Origin of the sequence: Ruegeria sp. HKCCD7303, from assembly GCF_013111185.1 — a bacterium.
Taxonomy (GTDB): domain Bacteria; phylum Pseudomonadota; class Alphaproteobacteria; order Rhodobacterales; family Rhodobacteraceae; genus Ruegeria.
In genome coordinates, this window is the sequence record NZ_WVRE01000001.1 from 813,205 (window position 1) to 829,504 (window position 16,300).

At 56.1% G+C, this 16,300-nt stretch carries 19 protein-coding genes, 1 tRNA gene and 1 riboswitch; of the genes, 10 read left to right on the forward strand and 10 right to left on the reverse strand.

The window, feature by feature from the left end:
* Nucleotides 1-636: 636 nt before the first annotated feature.
* From GS630_RS22575 to GS630_RS03580, 3 genes are all read right to left on the reverse strand, one after another.
* Nucleotides 637-1,188 (reverse strand): SH3 domain-containing protein, encoded by a 552-nt coding sequence (locus tag GS630_RS22575; protein ID WP_171620313.1) that lies wholly within the window; start codon nucleotides 1,186-1,188, stop codon nucleotides 637-639.
* Between the two features lie 83 nt (nucleotides 1,189-1,271).
* Nucleotides 1,272-1,394, reverse strand: a complete 123-nt coding sequence (locus GS630_RS22495) for a hypothetical protein (RefSeq protein WP_256368699.1) — start codon at nucleotides 1,392-1,394, stop codon at nucleotides 1,272-1,274.
* 50 nt (nucleotides 1,395-1,444) lie between these two features.
* Complete coding sequence (locus tag GS630_RS03580) at nucleotides 1,445-1,618, reverse strand: hypothetical protein (protein WP_171620315.1); 174 nt, start codon at nucleotides 1,616-1,618, stop codon at nucleotides 1,445-1,447.
* A 677-nt stretch (nucleotides 1,619-2,295) separates the two neighbouring features.
* Here GS630_RS03580 and GS630_RS03585 point away from each other — a divergent pair.
* A complete protein-coding gene (locus GS630_RS03585; protein WP_171620317.1) occupies nucleotides 2,296-2,646 on the forward strand; it encodes a hypothetical protein in 351 nt (116 codons plus the stop codon).
* 146 nt (nucleotides 2,647-2,792) lie between these two features.
* Nucleotides 2,793-3,932 (forward strand): Fic family protein, encoded by a 1,140-nt coding sequence (locus GS630_RS03590; RefSeq protein WP_171620319.1) that lies wholly within the window; start codon nucleotides 2,793-2,795, stop codon nucleotides 3,930-3,932.
* Between the two features lie 153 nt (nucleotides 3,933-4,085).
* On the opposite strand, the gene GS630_RS03595 is transcribed toward GS630_RS03590, so the two are convergent.
* Nucleotides 4,086-4,161 (reverse strand) — tRNA-Lys (locus GS630_RS03595).
* A gap of 220 nt (nucleotides 4,162-4,381) precedes the next feature.
* Between GS630_RS03595 and dapF the strand changes: the two genes are divergently transcribed.
* Both dapF and mtaB read left to right on the forward strand, forming a co-directional pair.
* Nucleotides 4,382-5,215: a diaminopimelate epimerase gene (gene dapF, locus GS630_RS03600; protein WP_171620321.1), complete on the forward strand. Its 834-nt coding sequence runs from the start codon at nucleotides 4,382-4,384 to the stop codon at nucleotides 5,213-5,215.
* Nucleotides 5,212-6,468 (forward strand): tRNA (N(6)-L-threonylcarbamoyladenosine(37)-C(2))-methylthiotransferase MtaB, encoded by a 1,257-nt coding sequence (mtaB, locus tag GS630_RS03605; protein ID WP_171620323.1) that lies wholly within the window; start codon nucleotides 5,212-5,214, stop codon nucleotides 6,466-6,468. Before dapF ends, mtaB begins: the two co-directional genes overlap by 4 nt.
* Nucleotides 6,469-6,612: 144 nt before the next feature.
* Here mtaB and GS630_RS03610 read toward each other — a convergent pair whose 3' ends face one another.
* From GS630_RS03610 to petA, 3 genes are read right to left on the reverse strand one after another with little or no spacing between them, the layout of a single operon-like run.
* The gene (locus GS630_RS03610) at nucleotides 6,613-7,404 is read right to left on the reverse strand and encodes a cytochrome c1 (protein WP_171178435.1); all 792 of its coding nucleotides are present in this window, start codon (nucleotides 7,402-7,404) and stop codon (nucleotides 6,613-6,615) included.
* Between the two features lie 18 nt (nucleotides 7,405-7,422).
* Nucleotides 7,423-8,754: a cytochrome b gene (gene petB, locus GS630_RS03615; RefSeq protein ID WP_171093028.1), complete on the reverse strand. Its 1,332-nt coding sequence runs from the start codon at nucleotides 8,752-8,754 to the stop codon at nucleotides 7,423-7,425.
* 14 nt (nucleotides 8,755-8,768) lie between these two features.
* The gene (gene petA, locus GS630_RS03620) at nucleotides 8,769-9,353 is read right to left on the reverse strand and encodes a ubiquinol-cytochrome c reductase iron-sulfur subunit (RefSeq protein ID WP_171178437.1); all 585 of its coding nucleotides are present in this window, start codon (nucleotides 9,351-9,353) and stop codon (nucleotides 8,769-8,771) included.
* Between the two features lie 464 nt (nucleotides 9,354-9,817).
* Here petA and GS630_RS03625 point away from each other — a divergent pair, with 464 nt between their 5' ends.
* Nucleotides 9,818-10,261 (forward strand): cytochrome c family protein, encoded by a 444-nt coding sequence (locus tag GS630_RS03625; RefSeq protein ID WP_171178439.1) that lies wholly within the window; start codon nucleotides 9,818-9,820, stop codon nucleotides 10,259-10,261.
* 22 nt (nucleotides 10,262-10,283) lie between these two features.
* On the opposite strand, the gene GS630_RS03630 is transcribed toward GS630_RS03625, so the two are convergent.
* Nucleotides 10,284-10,892, reverse strand: a complete 609-nt coding sequence (locus tag GS630_RS03630; protein ID WP_171178441.1) for a glutathione S-transferase — start codon at nucleotides 10,890-10,892, stop codon at nucleotides 10,284-10,286.
* Nucleotides 10,893-10,962: 70 nt separating this feature from the next.
* On the reverse strand, nucleotides 10,963-11,574 hold the full coding sequence (locus GS630_RS03635; protein WP_171178443.1) for an FMN-binding negative transcriptional regulator: 612 nt from the start codon (nucleotides 11,572-11,574) through the stop codon (nucleotides 10,963-10,965).
* A gap of 54 nt (nucleotides 11,575-11,628) precedes the next feature.
* Nucleotides 11,629-11,829, forward strand: a riboswitch (FMN riboswitch).
* Between the two features lie 71 nt (nucleotides 11,830-11,900).
* Here GS630_RS03635 and GS630_RS03640 point away from each other — a divergent pair.
* The 5 genes from GS630_RS03640 (at nucleotide 11,901) to cobO (ending at nucleotide 15,873) form a co-directional block, all read left to right on the forward strand.
* Nucleotides 11,901-12,341, forward strand: a complete 441-nt coding sequence (locus GS630_RS03640; protein WP_171178444.1) for a 6,7-dimethyl-8-ribityllumazine synthase — start codon at nucleotides 11,901-11,903, stop codon at nucleotides 12,339-12,341.
* 148 nt (nucleotides 12,342-12,489) lie between these two features.
* On the forward strand, nucleotides 12,490-13,590 hold the full coding sequence (aroC, locus tag GS630_RS03645; RefSeq protein ID WP_171234711.1) for a chorismate synthase: 1,101 nt from the start codon (nucleotides 12,490-12,492) through the stop codon (nucleotides 13,588-13,590).
* Nucleotides 13,574-14,236: an HD domain-containing protein gene (locus tag GS630_RS03650; RefSeq protein ID WP_171620327.1), complete on the forward strand. Its 663-nt coding sequence runs from the start codon at nucleotides 13,574-13,576 to the stop codon at nucleotides 14,234-14,236. Before aroC ends, GS630_RS03650 begins: the two co-directional genes overlap by 17 nt.
* Before the next feature lie 45 nt (nucleotides 14,237-14,281).
* Complete coding sequence (locus tag GS630_RS03655; protein ID WP_171178450.1) at nucleotides 14,282-15,217, forward strand: DMT family transporter; 936 nt, start codon at nucleotides 14,282-14,284, stop codon at nucleotides 15,215-15,217.
* Nucleotides 15,218-15,273: 56 nt separating this feature from the next.
* Nucleotides 15,274-15,873 (forward strand): cob(I)yrinic acid a,c-diamide adenosyltransferase, encoded by a 600-nt coding sequence (gene cobO / locus GS630_RS03660; protein WP_171620331.1) that lies wholly within the window; start codon nucleotides 15,274-15,276, stop codon nucleotides 15,871-15,873.
* Nucleotides 15,874-15,908: 35 nt separating this feature from the next.
* Here cobO and GS630_RS03665 read toward each other — a convergent pair whose 3' ends face one another.
* The gene (locus GS630_RS03665; RefSeq protein WP_171178454.1) at nucleotides 15,909-16,127 is read right to left on the reverse strand and encodes a hypothetical protein; all 219 of its coding nucleotides are present in this window, start codon (nucleotides 16,125-16,127) and stop codon (nucleotides 15,909-15,911) included.
* Nucleotides 16,128-16,300: the final 173 nt, after the last annotated feature.

Consider the following 16,300-nt stretch of genomic DNA (forward strand, 5'->3'; position numbering starts at 1 on the left):
TGACCTGTAGCCAAGCTGCATCACTCTAATGGGCTTTTACCTTGGCAAGTTACAAAGGAGGCTTCGGCAGTTCTCTGCCCTTCTCCACAAACTCATTGTGAAACAGAGACTGTATCGCTTCTTTCTTCAGTCTTGAGCTATCCTTTTCTCCGTCCGGGCGCTGCTTGCGTTCACCATCGTTGAGATGAGCAATACGACTTTCTTCGGAGTGAATCCTCCGAAGGGCAGTTAATAAATTCAGCACCAAATTCTTCCGCTCCCAATAGACATTCAAATCTTGTCGCTGCGGGCCCGATCCGAGCCATGCAGGTGGCTAGGCTCAAGGATCACCTTCCGTGAGTGCCAACCCGCAGCGACACGGCGGATGTAAGAGTTTCGTTTTGAGACGTAAGGGGGAACAAAGTGGGGTTTTCCGTCATCGTTTTGACTAGCTGGTCAAAAAATCTTTACGTCACTAACCTTTGCGTCGACTTCTTAATGGCTGTGATTTCTAAAGTGACGCCACGTCGCAGTAGGTGCACCCATGTGTCGGGATTAGAAAACGGACCTGCACTAATGGAAGCACGATGACAAGTGAGCGGATACCGAACACATCAGCCCCAAGGCGGGGCTTGCCAGGACGCCGTAGCGTTACAGTTAGTTTGATGCTCCCCTTCGCCTTGCAAGGTAGGACTTCAACCTTTGTTCTGACACGTCACTGTCGTAGCATATCGGACTGTATCCACCCGGCTTAGACCAAGCGCTTCGCTTGCCACAACGTCGACCTGCCCTGTCTATGTTGTAGGGACATGGGCAAGAACCGGGATAAGCAGCGATGCTCTGGCTAATGATTGCCTTGCGGGCGGCTTGAATCTCACGTGTTGTCGGCGCTGCTATAGTCCTGCTTGTTGCCTTTGAGGGCTTCTTCTCTACCGGTGGGCTGCTTCGAGACAGATACTCGGATGACATCCAACCGCTTCCCAAAGACGACACAATCTCAGTCCAACCGCTTGCGTCAGAAACGTGACGAACACGAGCGCCCCGGTTCAATTGTCCAAGCTTTCGATGGTTGGTGCCGGGGCCAGCCCGTTGATTGACCCGATTACCGGTGACATAAAGGTAAACCGCTTGGTCGGCCTGTACAGATGCAGAGGGTTGCGAGCGTGGCGGCGAACTTTCCTTTTGGGAATTCCCAAGCCATGCAATCAAGCCTACGGCGGCAACGATCCAAATGAAGTGTTTGATTTGTCGACCCTCTTACGGCGAGCGATGTGGGGCGCGTCCAGATTTGACTAATCCGTGGCTGTGGTGGGGGCAAGTCCACCGGTTCCAGCAACATCGCCTGACCGCATCAAGGACAGAGCCAGCACAACAATAAGCGCAACAGCCGCAATGATGATAAGCGTCCTATTCATCTCTATCCACCCTTGCAGAGAGGTGTCCTATAGCCATCGCCGCGCGGGGTTTAAGCAACCCCCTGCGTATCTGATGTTGAGTTGGGTAGCTGTTCGAATTGCTCCACTGCCGACAGGTACTCCGCCAGTTGCCGACCTTCTTCGGTATCCGGTTCAGAACCCCACAGGTACTCGATTTCCCGGAGCGCGGCGCGGTACTCGGTCGGGGTGCGAACGATTGGCATAGTAGAACCTCAAGGCATAAATCAATGTGAGACTTCATACCTGAACGAGCGCGATTCTGACAGGCTTTTCGCAGTCAATTAGCCATCTGCGCTACCAACAGTGCAGGTAGTCGTTTTGCCACACGGTGTAGAAAACCGCCAGATGTAGTCGGCCAACCACAAATTGAGGACGACCTATATGTGGGTGCGCTAATAGTATCCAGCTTTGGAGGGACCCTTGTATAGCAGGTGTAGCAGATGTAGCAGGGGGTTTCGCTCAAAATTGAGATTTTCGGATCGATCCGACAATTCATGCCTGAATGCATGCATCAAAAGCGCCGGATTCATGCCAACCCCCAAAGGCCGATGAATACGACGCTGCGCAGGAGCGGGGTGACGTGCAAAAGGCTGGTCGGGACCGAATGAGTATCAAATCGGTATCTTTCCATAGAGCGCATTGGACCTGTGCGTCCCCTCGGAGGGAAACTAAATTTTCTCAGAACCCACCAGGCAGATGAAAAGGACGCGCTTACCACAAGCGCGCCCAGTCCACAGGGAGGAAAATAAAAAACCGCGCTCTAAACCGAACATGTGCGCTGTCTCATCTAACTGTATGTATCTACAGATTTGGCGTGCGTGTCAGTGAACTCGGTCACAACTCTGTATGGTATGGCCGTCATGTTCAGGAGGTAAAACAGATGACCAAGCTTCTGACCATCGAAGGGGCTGGCGAAGTGCTGAATGCCCCCTACCCGAACCAATTCACCATCCGGGCCAAGCTGCCTACAGGTGCAGAGACTGAGCTATCCAAGATTGTGAATGGCCACGGAGACTGGATGGTCTACGGCCATGCATGTCCAGACGGGCAGGTAATAGATAGTTGGTGGCTGATTGACTTACGGGCGTTCAGAGCGGCGCTGATAAGGCACAGGACGACCGGCACACACCTGCTCATGGGCAACAAGCGCAACGCTGATGGCACGTGCTTCAAATGGTTCGATATTAGGTCGTTTCCGACCGATCCGCCGTTGGTGGTGGCACGGAGGTAAAGCACCACATTCTTATTTCAGTTGAGATTCACATGGCACCAATCTGCGCTCCATACTCAAGTGGCACTTGATTATAGGCATCAATGCTGGCAGCTAGTGAATCCAAACTTGATTAAAACAATCTTGCTAAGAAAGAACCGTCGAAGATGTCGCGACAATCTGGGCGTTATATACAACAAATTGAAGGTTACTCAGCATTTGTACCATTTGACCTACCTCCTGAACCACCAGTTGAATTCGATGATGAGATGCAGGGGCTGCTCTCTCGAGCAGATAGGGCGTTAGGAAGACTTGACGGTTCAATTCAATCACTGCCGAATCCAGATTTGTTTGTTTTTATGTATGTCCGAAAGGAGGCTGTGCTTTCATCCCAGATTGAAGGCACCCAGGCGTCCTTGGGGGACATTCTAGAAGTAGAAGCAGAAATTTTTGACCCTACTAGGCCCAACGATACGGAGGAGATTCTAAACTACGTAAAGGCAATGAATTACGGTCTAAAGCGCCTTGACGAACTGCCAATGTCTCTCCGTCTCATACGAGAAATCCACGCGCGATTAATGCAAGGAGTGCGAGGGCAGCACGCTACGCCAGGGGACTTCAGAAAGACGCAGAATTGGATCGGCCCTGAAGGAGCGACGCTCAAAAACGCAACGTTTGTTCCTCCACCCCCCTCAGAACTCTCCCGACTACTCGGCAACTTGGAGACTTACTTCCACGAAAAAAGCTCTACTCCACTTCTAATCCGTGTTGGATTGATCCACGCTCATTTCGAAACTCTTCACCCCTTTCTCGACGGCAACGGAAGGATGGGGCGGTTGCTAATTGCTTTCACTCTGTGCGAGCAGGAAGTTCTCTTACGTCCTGTACTGTATTTGTCTCACTACTTGAAAAGGAACAGAGCCGAGTATTACGACCGGTTACAAGCCGTTCGAACTGCAGGTGATTGGGAGGGTTGGCTAAAGTTCTTTTTGAAAGGCGTGGCTCAAGTAGCGAATGAAGCTACCGAAACAGCTCGTGACATTGTTCAAATGCGAGAAGCTCATCGACAGATGATTATCGACGACCTTGGACGCGGTGCTGCTAACGGTCTAAAGCTTTTGGAGTCCCTTTATCTCCGCCCAATTTTCAAAGTCAACAATGTCGCCGAACTCCTAGAGATATCGCCGCAGGCGGCAAACAGCATTACGGACCGTTTCCTTGGAATGGGATTAGTTACAGAGACAACAGGCCAAAAAAGAAATCGCGTTTTCAGGTACGATCCCTACGTGGCTCTCTTTGCGGATTAGAACGTAACTCAAAAACTAGTAAGGTAGGCCGCATTTGGTGTAAACGCTTACCATTTGTCCCCCATTTGTCCCCCAACAGCACGACGTGGCGCAGTGTAGACCGAGCTGATCGAGCGACGCGCCCGATAACACATTGGTTTTTATCAGAAAAAGTGGTGAGCCGTGCAGGATTCGAACCTGCGACCCACTGATTAAAAGTCAGTTGCTCTACCAACTGAGCTAACGGCCCACTCTTTTGCTGGATCTTCCTGATCCGTGGCGCTCTTTAAGACAAATCCCTGATCGGGTTCAAGCCCTTATTTTGCGCCTCGTTTCACCGATACATCTTATGTTTCCGGCGACCCGATAGGCGGCCTAATTAGGCAGGTGTCGCAGGGGGGTCAACCCCTTTTTTCACGATTCTGCGCAACAGGGTGGATTCATGTTCGGACCGGGGTTATATCGCCGCCATGCAACAGAGACTCGATACCGGTTTGCCCTTCATGAAGATGCACGGGCTGGGAAATGACTTTGTCATCGTGGATGCGCGCGGGTGCGATTCCCAGATTACACCGGCTCTCGCAAAGGGAATCGGCCATCGGCAGTTTGGGGTGGGTTTCGACCAATTGGCTGTAATCGAAAACGGCCAGGCGGACGCACATCTGGTCTTCTACAATTCAGACGGATCTACCTCGGCCGCATGTGGCAATGCAACACGCTGCATCGCGCGGTTTCTGATGGATGAGACCGGAAAGTCCGAATTGGCCCTGACAACCGAACGCGGTGCCCTCTTTGCAAAAGATGTCGGCAATGGTCTGACCTCGGTGAATATGGGACAGCCTCAACTGGACTGGCAGGACATACCGCTGGCGGAGGAGATGGACACGCTGGAGTTGCCGATCGAAGGTGCGCCTACGGCAACTGGTATGGGCAATCCGCATTGCACCTTCTTTGTCGAAGACGCCGAGGCAATTCCGCTGAACGAGTTTGGCGCGCGTTACGAACACCATCCACTCTACCCAGAGCGCACCAACGTTCAGGTCGCACAGGTGACTGGCCCGGACAATATCCGTATGCGCGTCTGGGAGCGTGGCGTGGGGATCACATTGGCATCTGGCTCATCCTCCTGCGCGACGGCGGTTGCAGCCGCAAGACGCGGTCTCACGGGGCGCAAAGTTCAGATCGAGCTGGATGGCGGCACGATCTGGATCGACTGGCGCGAGGATGGAGTCTGGATGACCGGCCCGACAGCGCATGTCTTCTCGGGCACGCTCACCCCTGAGTTCTTGGGGACTTTGGGATGAACCTGCCCAAGTTCACCACTTTGGGCTGCCGCCTGAACGCCTATGAGACCGAGGCAATGAAAGAGCTGTCACAGCAGGCAGGTCTGACCGATGCTGTGGTGGTGAACACATGCGCGGTGACGGCTGAGGCTGTCCGCAAAGCCCGGCAAGAGATCCGCAAATTGCGGCGCGAAAACCCCAACGCCCGTCTGATCGTCACCGGATGCGCCGCCCAAACTGAACCCGAGACCTTTGCCCAAATGGAAGAGGTCGATGCGGTCATCGGCAATACCGAGAAAATGCAGCCCGCAACCTGGAAAGGCATGGCCGCCGATTTCATTGGCGAGACCGAGGCCGTTCAGGTTGATGACATCATGTCCGTGACCGAAACGGCGGGCCACCTGATCGACGGCTTTGGCACACGCTCACGCGCCTATGTGCAGGTTCAAAACGGCTGTGATCACCGCTGCACCTTCTGCATCATCCCCTATGGCCGCGGCAACTCTCGCAGCGTCCCTGCGGGCGTTGTTGTGGATCAGATCAAGCGGCTTGTGGACAAGGGCTACAACGAAGTGGTTCTGACTGGGGTCGATCTGACCTCGTGGGGGGCCGACCTGCCCGCAGAACCCAGGCTTGGCGATCTAGTGATGCGCATCCTCACACTGGTGCCAGACCTGCCGCGCCTTCGGATCAGTTCAATCGATTCGATCGAGGTCGACGAAAACCTGATGCAAGCCATCGCGACCGAGCCGCGCCTGATGCCGCACCTGCACCTGTCGCTTCAGCACGGGGACGACCTGATTCTGAAACGGATGAAACGCCGCCACCTGCGTGACGACGCGATCCGATTTACCGAAGACGCCCGAAGGCTGCGTCCTGACATGACGTTTGGTGCCGATATTATCGCGGGGTTTCCTACAGAATCCGAAGAGCATTTCGAAAACTCGCTCAGGCTGGTCAAAGACTGCAATCTCACGTGGCTGCACGTCTTCCCATACTCCAAGCGTGACGGCACGCCTGCCGCACGAATCCCGCAGCAAATCAATGGAACGGTGATTAAAGACCGCGCGGCCCGACTGCGCGCGGCCGGGGATGCTCAGGTCTCAAAGCACCTATCGGAACAGATCGGCAAAACCCATCACATCCTGATGGAAAACCCCCATATGGGCCGGACCGAGCAGTTCACCGAAGTGTCCTTCACCACGCCTCAGTCCGAAGGTCAGATCGTAACGGCTGCGATCACTGGACAAACTGCAGATCAACTCATCGTCTGATCCGCCCTTCATCTGGCTCAAAATACCTCGGGGATGAATTGGCCAAAGGCCAAGAAGGGGCTGGCCCCTTTTTAGCTAGTTCGCAAAGAAAACCCCCGCAACCGGGTGGGCGCGGGGGTTTCGATTTCTAATTCCGAAAAAGGATCAATCCTCTGGACGGAGCTTGCCCTTGTGTGGTGCCCAGAGGCGCTTGTTCACCAGATACAGCAGGACTGACAGAATAGACAGGAAGATTACGCCAACAAAACCGGCGTTCTTGCGATCCATCAGCTTGGGCTCAGCCGCCCACATCAGGAAGGCCGCAACGTCTTCCGACATATGCTCGACCGAGTTCGAGTGACCATCAGCAAACTCAACCTGTTCATCTGCCAGTGGCGGGCCCATCGAAATCCAGCCGCCCGGGAAAGCGGTGTTTTCGTACAGGATGGTGCCTGCCTCTTCCTTTTCCTTGCCGGTGTAGCCATCCAGCAGCGAGGCGATGTATTCCGCGCCGCCCATGCCTTTGACCAGCTGGTTGATGCCCAACCCGTAAGGGCCGTGGAAACCCGCGCGGGCTTTGGCCATCAGGCTTAGGTCCGGTGCGCCGACGGCAGTATTGGCCGGGAAGTGATCGGTCGGGATCGCCGGGCGGAAATCGTCCAACTCAGGATCGAAAACTTCAAAATTGTCCGCCGCATAGGTGATGACCTGCTCTTCGTTGTAGCCCAGCGCTTCCAGATCACGCAGGGGAACATATTGCAGGCCGTGGCAGGCTGCGCAAACCTCGGTATAGATTTGCAGACCGCGTTGCAGCTGGTTTTGATCCCAGGTGCCAAACGGACCTTCGAACGAAAAGGCGAAATCTTCGATATGCTGATCGCCACCACCTGCCGCAAAAGATGCAGCAGGGGTCAGGGCCAGAGCAAACGCAGCGCCGATTGCAAGTTTCTTGAACATGGTATCCGGTCCCTCTTCTTACTCGGCCGGCGTGGCTTCGGCGTCAGCCTTGCCATAATGCGCGTTGAAGTCTTCTTCGATGGTCTCCGGTGGAGTCAGCGGTTTTTCGATAACACCCAGGATCGGCAGGATCACGAAGAAATAGGCGAACCAGTAGGCAGACGCGATCAGCGAGAAGGTCGCATAGGGCTCTTCCGCGGGCATCGCACCCAGCCACATCAGGGCAAAGAAGTCGATGATCAGCAGGTAGAACCACCATTTGAACATCGGACGGTATTTACCCGAACGCACGCTCGATGTGTCCAGCCAGGGCGCCAGCGCCATGGCCAGGATCGCACCAAACATCGCAATCACACCGAAGAACTTGGCGTCGATGATGCCACCGGTGATAAAGCTGGCGAACTGAACAACCCAGACCTCACCGGTGAAGGCACGCAGGATCGCGTAGAACGGTAGGAAATACCATTCCGGAACGATGTGCGCAGGTGTGACCAGCGGGTTGGCTTCGATGTAGTTGTCCGGGTGGCCCAGGTAGTTCGGCATAAAGCCGACGATTGCCCAGAACACGACCAGGATTACGGCCAGCGCAAACAGGTCCTTGATCACGAAGTAGGGCCAGAACGGCAATGTGTCTTTCTCGGCCTCGGCTTTTGAACCACGGCGCACTTCAACGCCCGTGGGGTTGTTGTTGCCGGTGGTGTGGAAAGCCCAGATATGCACGATGACCAGCGCCGCGATGATGAACGGCAGCAGGTAGTGCAGCGAGAAGAAGCGGTTCAGCGTGGCGTTGTCCACGGCGGGTCCGCCCAACAGCCAAGTCTGGATCGCTTCACCCACAAACGGGATCGCACCAAACAGGCCGGTAATCACTGTCGCGCCCCAGAAGGACATCTGGCCCCAAGGCAGAACGTAGCCCATGAACGCGGTACCCATCATCATCAGGTAGATGAGCATACCGATGATCCACGTGATTTCACGCGGGGCTTTGTACGAGCCGTAATACAGGCCGCGGAACATGTGAATGTAGACCGCAACAAAGAACAGCGATGCGCCGTTCATATGCAGATAACGGATGAAGTAGCCGCCATTCACGTTACGCATGATGTGCTCGACGCTGGCAAAGGCCAGATCGACATGCGGGGTGTAGTGCATCACCAGGATGATGCCGGTAACGATTTGCAGCGCCAGGCAGAACGCCAGGACGATGCCCCAGATCCACCACCAGTTCAGGTTCTTGGGGGTCGGGATCATCAGGGTGTCATACAGCAGGCCGACGATGGGAAGGCGGCTGTTCAGCCACTTTTCGCCGTCTGACTTCGGCTCGTAATGATCGTGGGGAATTCCGGACATAAACTGGGTCTCCCTTAGCCGAGTTTGATGGTTGTTGCGTCGACCCACTCTGCGGGTGGAACAGGCAGGTTCTCAGGAGCGGGGCCTTTGCGGATCCGGCCAGCAAGGTCGTAGTGCGAACCGTGGCAGGGGCAGAACCAACCGCCGAAATCGCCAGCGTCGCCCAAGGGGACACAGCCCAAGTGGGTGCAAACGCCCATCTGAACAATCCACGCGCCCTCTGCCTCGCCTTCGGGCGACGGCATAACACGGTTTGCATCAGTCGCGGGCGCATCCGCGTTCAGGTTGAAGTTCCGTGCCAACGGATCAGGCAGGCTGCCAATGGCTTCCTCATCCTGCTGCTGCGCTTCGGCAATCTCAGCACCAGTGCGGTGACGGATAAAGACGGGTTTTCCCAGCCACTTGACGGTCAGCTGTGTACCCGGCTCGACCCCGCTCACATCCGTGCGGATCGACGAAAGCGCCTGCACGTCTGCTGACGGGTTCATTTGGTTGATCAGGGGCCATACGGCTGCACCCGTCGCAACGACACCTGCGCCGCCAGCGACGTAATACAGGAAATCTCTGCGGGTGCCTTCGTGGTCTTCTGCGTGGGACACGAGGTTATCTCCGATTGTCTGGCGCCCGCGGACGGGCAAAAAGCTCGCGCACCGCGTGAAAGCGGCGTCTTAAACGCGCTTACTATCGGGGAGAATAGTGTTCGTCCAGCGTTCATAAACGCGCAATACGCCGCATGTGCCGCTTCATTTAGGGAACGAGGCCGTTTTTTTGGTGAATCTTGCGCTCAACTTTGTTGATCAGGTCGAATCAGGCTGCTTTGATTCGATTGCCAGCAGACACCAAAGACGACGCCCAGCAGGCGCGGGGCGTTCCAGCCATGTAACGCTGAATTGCGCCTTGAATGTTCACAATCCAACCGGCGGGAACGGGATTGTTTTCTGCAAAATCATATTCCCCAAATAGATGATTTAAATTGCAAATTGTGCAGGTTTACCCCGTTGCACTTTTTGCGCGAATACAGGACAGCGGGCAAAACGCGCGAACTCCTGTCAGGAGACCCCCTATGTCAAAAACCCTGTTGACCACAGCTTTACTTACACTGGCGCTGTCCACTCAGACCCTTGCCGCAGGTGACCCCGAAAAGGGAAAGGCGATCTATAACCGCTGCTCGTCATGCCACGCGATCATCAAAGACGGAAAAGTTCTGGTCAAAGGCGGAATCACCGGACCGAATCTTTATGGTGTCATCGGACGAGTCGCCGGGTCCGAGAACGATTACCGTTATGGCAGCGAGCGCCTACCCATCGGAATGTTCACCGACGACATGATCCGCGCCGGTGAAGAAGGTCTGGTCTGGACCGAAGAAAACATCGCCGCCTATTCCAAAGACCCCATCGGGTTCATCAAGGATTATCTCGACGATGACACCGCCCGCCCGAACATGAGCGTCAAGCTCAAGAAAGGTGCGGAAGATATCGCTGCTTATCTGGCGACGTTCAGCCAGTAACGCAGATGCGGCTGAGGATGCCTTAGCCCTGAGGGCGGGTGGCCACCATGCTGGGTCGCTCGCCAAACTCCGCAAACCACTTGGCAAGTGCGTCATTACCCTTGCGCCACCCCCGCGCGTCATGGCGCAGATCCAGATAACCCAGCGCACAGCCGACGGCGACCTGCCCCATATCCAACGGGCCGGACAAATGCGCCATCCACCGTTGGTTCAGTACAGCACAGGCCCGGTCAATCTTGACCCACTGCGATTCAATCCAGGCATCCCACTTTTTGTCGTCGGGACGCAGGCGGTCTTCGTAAGTCATCAAAAGGGCTGCATCCAGAATGCCGTCAGCAAGCGCTTCGAGTGTCAGAACATCCCAGCGACCTGCGCCCTCGGGATAAAGCTTTCCACCGGCACGGGCATCCAGAAACGCACAGATTACCCGACTGTCGAACAAGGTAGGCCCATCCGGGCGCTCCAGCGCCGGAACTTTTGTTAACGGTGCTTTGCTAACCAGTGGCTCAGCCGGTGAGATCGGTGTTCCGGCCACGGTCTCCAGCTCAACATCTTCAAGCTGTTCTGTTTCATGCAGCAATACCATGACTTTGCGTACATAAGGCGAGGTCAGACTGTGGTAGAGTTTCATCGGCGGGCTCCCTGTTTGAGCCGACCTTACAGAAGGCCTGCAAAAACAAAAGCCCACACTTTGCCGAGGGCTAGGCGTTGCGCATTAGCTCTTGCAGAACATTCAATTCGGACCCGATCCCTGACGCAATCTGTTCAGACGCCCGCAAGCGCACATCATCAGGCTTGTTCTGGCTCAACTTCCATGTGCCCTGAACATCCTCGACCTGCATTCGACACGGCACGATCATCCGCATCATTTTGGTCAGAGCCTCATCTGACATCTTTCCTGTGGCCCATGGAGGTTTAGGTTGCAGGCGCTCTTCATAGAAGGCCGACTGCCGGTTCAACAGATCCAACAGCTCTTCCTGCGGGCGCAACTCCAGCTCCCCGGTCAGATGCACAGCCACGTAGTTCCAGGTTGGAACCTGATCCTCAACCTCATACCAATCCGGAGAGATATACCCATCCGGCCCCTGTACCGCGATCTTCGCCGCTTTCGGCTTTTCCAAGGCGCGCACGATGGGATTGGAGCGGACAAGATGCAGTTCAGCCACCCTGCCGTCGTCCGACAGAAGAATCGGCACATGGCTCAACAGCGGGGCACCATCTGTCGACAAGACCAATACACCGAATCCTCGGTCACGGGCGAACTCAATATGGCGCGCGCGCTCCTCGGCGCAAAAGGCGGGGTTCGGGTGCATGGTGATCCTCCTGCCAAATCTCTTGCAGACGAGGCCCAAGATATGCAAGGACCGTCTTGTTCTCAGGGCGGGGCGAAATTCCCCACCGGCGGTATGCGGGCGACGACCCGTAAGCCCGCGAGCGGCCCAAAAGTGTCCACGATCCGAAAAGTGGGAACCGGTTTTCGGACAAAGTGTAGAAGCGCCAGAGGGTGACAAGCAGATCTGGTGAGAAGCCAGAGCCGACGGTTACAGTCCGGATGAAAGAGAACGTGCAACACGCCGGCAATCGGTGTGCTTGTTCGTGATCGCCTTGGGTGACGTGTCTGTTACGAAAGGAGATCACGATGACACACACCCGCTATGCTTTTGTCAAAGCCAACTGGCATTCCGATATCGTCGACCGCGCACTTGACGGCTTCCTCGAACTCATCCCCGCCAAGCAGGTCGATGTCTTCGACGTCCCCGGCGCGTTCGAAATGCCCTTGTTGGCCCGCGACCTGGCCCAAACCGGCAACTACACCGTCGTAGCGTGCGCCGCCTTTGTGGTGGACGGTGGAATTTACCGGCACGACTTCGTCGCGCAGGCAGTGGTCGATGGCCTAATGCGAGCAGGAATGGATACCGGCGTTCCTGTCCTGTCTGTTTCGCTGACGCCGCACCAGTATCAAGAGACCGAGCACCACAACGCCATCTACCGCGACCACTTCGTGCAAAAGGGCCGCGAAGCCGCTCAAGCCGCGCTCGGCATCACCCAGATCCGCACAAAAATCGCAAGCGCAGCTTGATCGCTTCTTCTTGTCCCAAATACGGCAGGGGTGAATTGAGCCGCAGGCTCAAGAGGGGACGACGTCCCCTCCACCACCTCCAAAACGCAATTCCGCTTGAGGCCAGGACCCGCGCCCGCTAATCACGACCCGCAAAGGAGCACGCCCCATGTCGATGAACAGTTTTGGACACCTCTTCCGCGTCACCACCTGGGGCGAGAGCCATGGTCCCGCTTTGGGCGCTACGGTCGACGGCTGCCCTCCGGGTGTTCAAATCGACGAAGCCATGATCCAGCACTGGCTGGACAAGCGCAAACCGGGTCAGAACAAGTTCACCACGCAGCGGCGCGAACCGGACCAGGTAAAAATCCTCTCGGGAGTATTCGAAGGCCAGACCACCGGCACTCCGGTGCAATTGATGATCGAGAATACCGATCAGCGTTCAAAAGACTACGGCGATATCATGGACAAGTTCCGTCCGGGCCACGCCGATATCACCTATTGGCAGAAATACGGCATCCGCGACTATCGCGGAGGCGGGCGCAGCTCGGCGCGGGAAACCGCATCACGTGTCGCCGCCGGAGGGCTCGCGCGTGAGGCGATCAAACAGATCGCGCCGAATGTGCAGATCACAGGCTACATGACGCAAATTGGACCGCACAAAATCGACCGTGCAAATTTCGACTGGTCCCAGATCGAACAGAACCCGTTCTGGACACCCGATGCACAAGCTGCCGAGGACTGGGCCGCGTATCTGGACGATCTGCGCAAGTCCGGCAACTCGGTCGGCGCTGTGGTCGAGGTCGTCGCGCGCGGTGTTCCAGCAGGAATCGGAGCGCCCGTATACGCCAAATTAGATACTGATCTGGCCGCTGCGATGATGTCGATCAACGCCGTCAAAGGTGTAGAAATTGGCGAAGGCATGGCGGCCGCGGAACTGACCGGCGAAGCCAATGCGGATGAGATCTTCATGGGCCAGAACGGCCCGCAATACAGCTCGAATCACGCCGGTGGCATTCTGGGCGGTATCTCAACCGGACAGGACATTGTGGTACGCTTTGCCGTGAAGCCTACGTCATCGATCTTGACCACACGCAAAACGATCACCAAGTCGGGTGAAGAGACCGAGATCATCACCAAAGGCCGCCACGACCCCTGCGTCGGCATCCGCGCGGTTCCGGTTGGCGAAGCGATGATGGCCTGCGTGATCCTCGACCACCTGCTTCTGCATCGCGGTCAGATCGGAGAGAACCGTGGACGGATCGGCTGATCTGCGCACGCGCCTACGTGCGGTGGTCGCGCATCGCATGGAAACGGATCCAGCCCATGATCTGGCCCATCTGGATCGGGTCTGGACCAACGCTCAGGCCATCGCAGATGATCAAACCGATATGTCCGTGCTGCTGGCCGCAAGTTATCTGCATGATCTGGTAAATCTACCCAAGGATGATCCTGATCGGTATCTGGCATCTCGCAAATCCGCAATGGAATCAGAGCCTATTCTGCAGGATTTGGGGTATAACTCGAACCAGATCCGAGCCATCCAGCATGCGATCGAAGCCCATAGCTTCTCGGCCGACATTACTCCGAAAACAGCCGAGGCGCGTGTCCTACGCGATGCAGATCGGCTTGATGCTTTGGGTGCCATTGGTATTGCGCGCAACTTTTCTGTTTCCGGAGCACTGGGGCGTACTCTTTATGACGCGGCAGATCCCTTTGCCCAAAACCGGCCATTGGACGACCTGCATTTCTCGCTCGACCATTGGAAAGTCAAACTGCTGGGGCTGCCGGGCGACATGCTGACCCAGACCGGCAGACAGATTGCGGAACAACGCACCACGCGTATGATCCGCTTTCTTGAAGAATTCGGCGAGGAAATCGGCAATTCTCTGCCTCAATCCTGGGTGAATGACTAAACCCACCCGTTGATCTTTGTCCTCCAAAGGCGCAGGTTCGCGCCGATGACAAAACCCTTAACATCGCATCGACCTATGCTGGCAGTGACGCTGAAACTGGGCGCGCTGTTCCTGTTCACGTCGATGTCCGCCTTGGTCAAAGCTTTATCGGATGAATTCCCGCCGGGCCAATTGGTTTTCTTCCGGTCCCTGTTCGCGATTCCCGTCATCATTCTTTGGCTCATCGCGCGCGGGGAATTATCCAAGGGCTTTGTGGTCAAAAAACCCATGGGCCATTTCTGGCGCGGCGTCCTGGGCACCAGCGCCATGGGGCTTACCTTTACCGGCCTCAGCTTGCTGCCCCTGCCCGAGGTGACGGCAATTGGCTACGCCACACCGATCTTCACCCTGATTCTGGCCGCCGTGATGCTGGGCGAACGCATTCGTCTGATCCGTATCGGCGCGGTGGCTCTTGGTCTGTTGGGGGTCCTGATCATGATTTGGCCACGCTTGGGCAGCACCCAGATGGAGGTCGCCGCAACCATCGGCGCTCTGTGCGTTTTGGGGGCCACCATCGCGCGCGCCTTTGTGCAGATTCATATCCGGCAGCTTGTCAAAGTCGATCACCCGGCTGCGATCGTCTTCTATTTCTCGATGACCGCAACCTTACTGTCGGCGCTGACCGCGTCCTGGGGATGGACGATGCCGACGTGGAATCAGGCTCTAATACTGATCATGATGGGCCTGATCGGCGGGGTTGCGCAGATATTGGTGACGTCTTCTTATCGCTTTGGTCAGGCTTCGATGCTTGCACCTTATGATTACGCGACCATGCTGTTTGCGATTGTGATTGGCTATGTCTGGTTCGACGAACTGCCAACGCTTGCAATCCTGATTGGGGCCGCTTTGGTCATCGCAGGCAATGTTGTTGTGATCTGGCGCGAACACCAGTTGGGGCTCGAGCGTGGCAAAGCCCGGTCAGTCACAGACCCCAAAGCGTGACTTTACCTTTTGTAATCTTCCCCTAGGTTGGGCCGGACAATCAAAGAGGTTCCCCCATGAGCGACGCGCAGGATCACAAGGAAAAGATGCAGCAGGTGCAAGCCAAGCACCGCAAGAAAGTGTCCGAGGCGGTGGACCCCGGTCGCGGTCTGGTTCTAATCAACACCGGCAAGGGCAAAGGCAAGTCATCCGCCGCTTTTGGCGTGGTTATCCGCGCGCTGGGCTGGGGCCAGAAAGTCGCCGTGGTTCAGTTCATCAAGGGCAAGTGGAAAACAGGCGAGCGCCGTTTTTTTGAAGAACGTGATCTGGTGACATGGCACACGATGGGCGAAGGTTTCACCTGGAACACGCAGGATCGCGAACGCGACATCGCTGCCGCAAACGCCGCCTTCGACAAGGCGCGCGCCCTGATGTCCAGCGGCGAGTACGATCTGGTCGTGCTGGACGAGATCAACATCGCGCTGCGGTACGAGTATCTGTCTGTTGAGCAGGTCATCGACGGCCTGAACGCGCGTTCGGACAAGACCAGCGTGTTCCTGACCGGCCGCGACGCGCCCCAAGCGCTGCGTGATTACGCCGACTTGGTTACTGAGATGACTGAGGAAAAGCACCCGTTCCAAGCGGGGATCAAGGCGCAGCGCGGCGTGGATTTTTGACAATTGGCTGACGTAGGCCTCACGGCCTACGTCACTCAGCCAAAACGGCTCAGGGTCGCTTCAACAATCTCTCGAAGCGAGGCGCGTGGGGTAAGATCGTCAGGTTTTGATCTTACAGGCGGCATCGCTTCGGTTTGTTTGCGGCGCGGCTTTTGGCAATCGACATAGGCGCAATAGTCACTGTCGCAACAGGTGCATCCACACACAGCCAGCGCGTCATGGCGTGCCATAATTTCATCTAGCGACTCGCTCATTTCGGCCTCGTTCTGTTTAGACAGGTTCGTTTCCGGAGCGGCGGCAAGCTATCACCAAAGTCATGCCAAACCTGCAAACCGCCCCGAAACCATGAGCTTGATGGTACAACATCTGGCGTTGCGAATAATCTGACTATTTAAGTCGGGATTTTCAAGCCCTAAAACACCCCGAG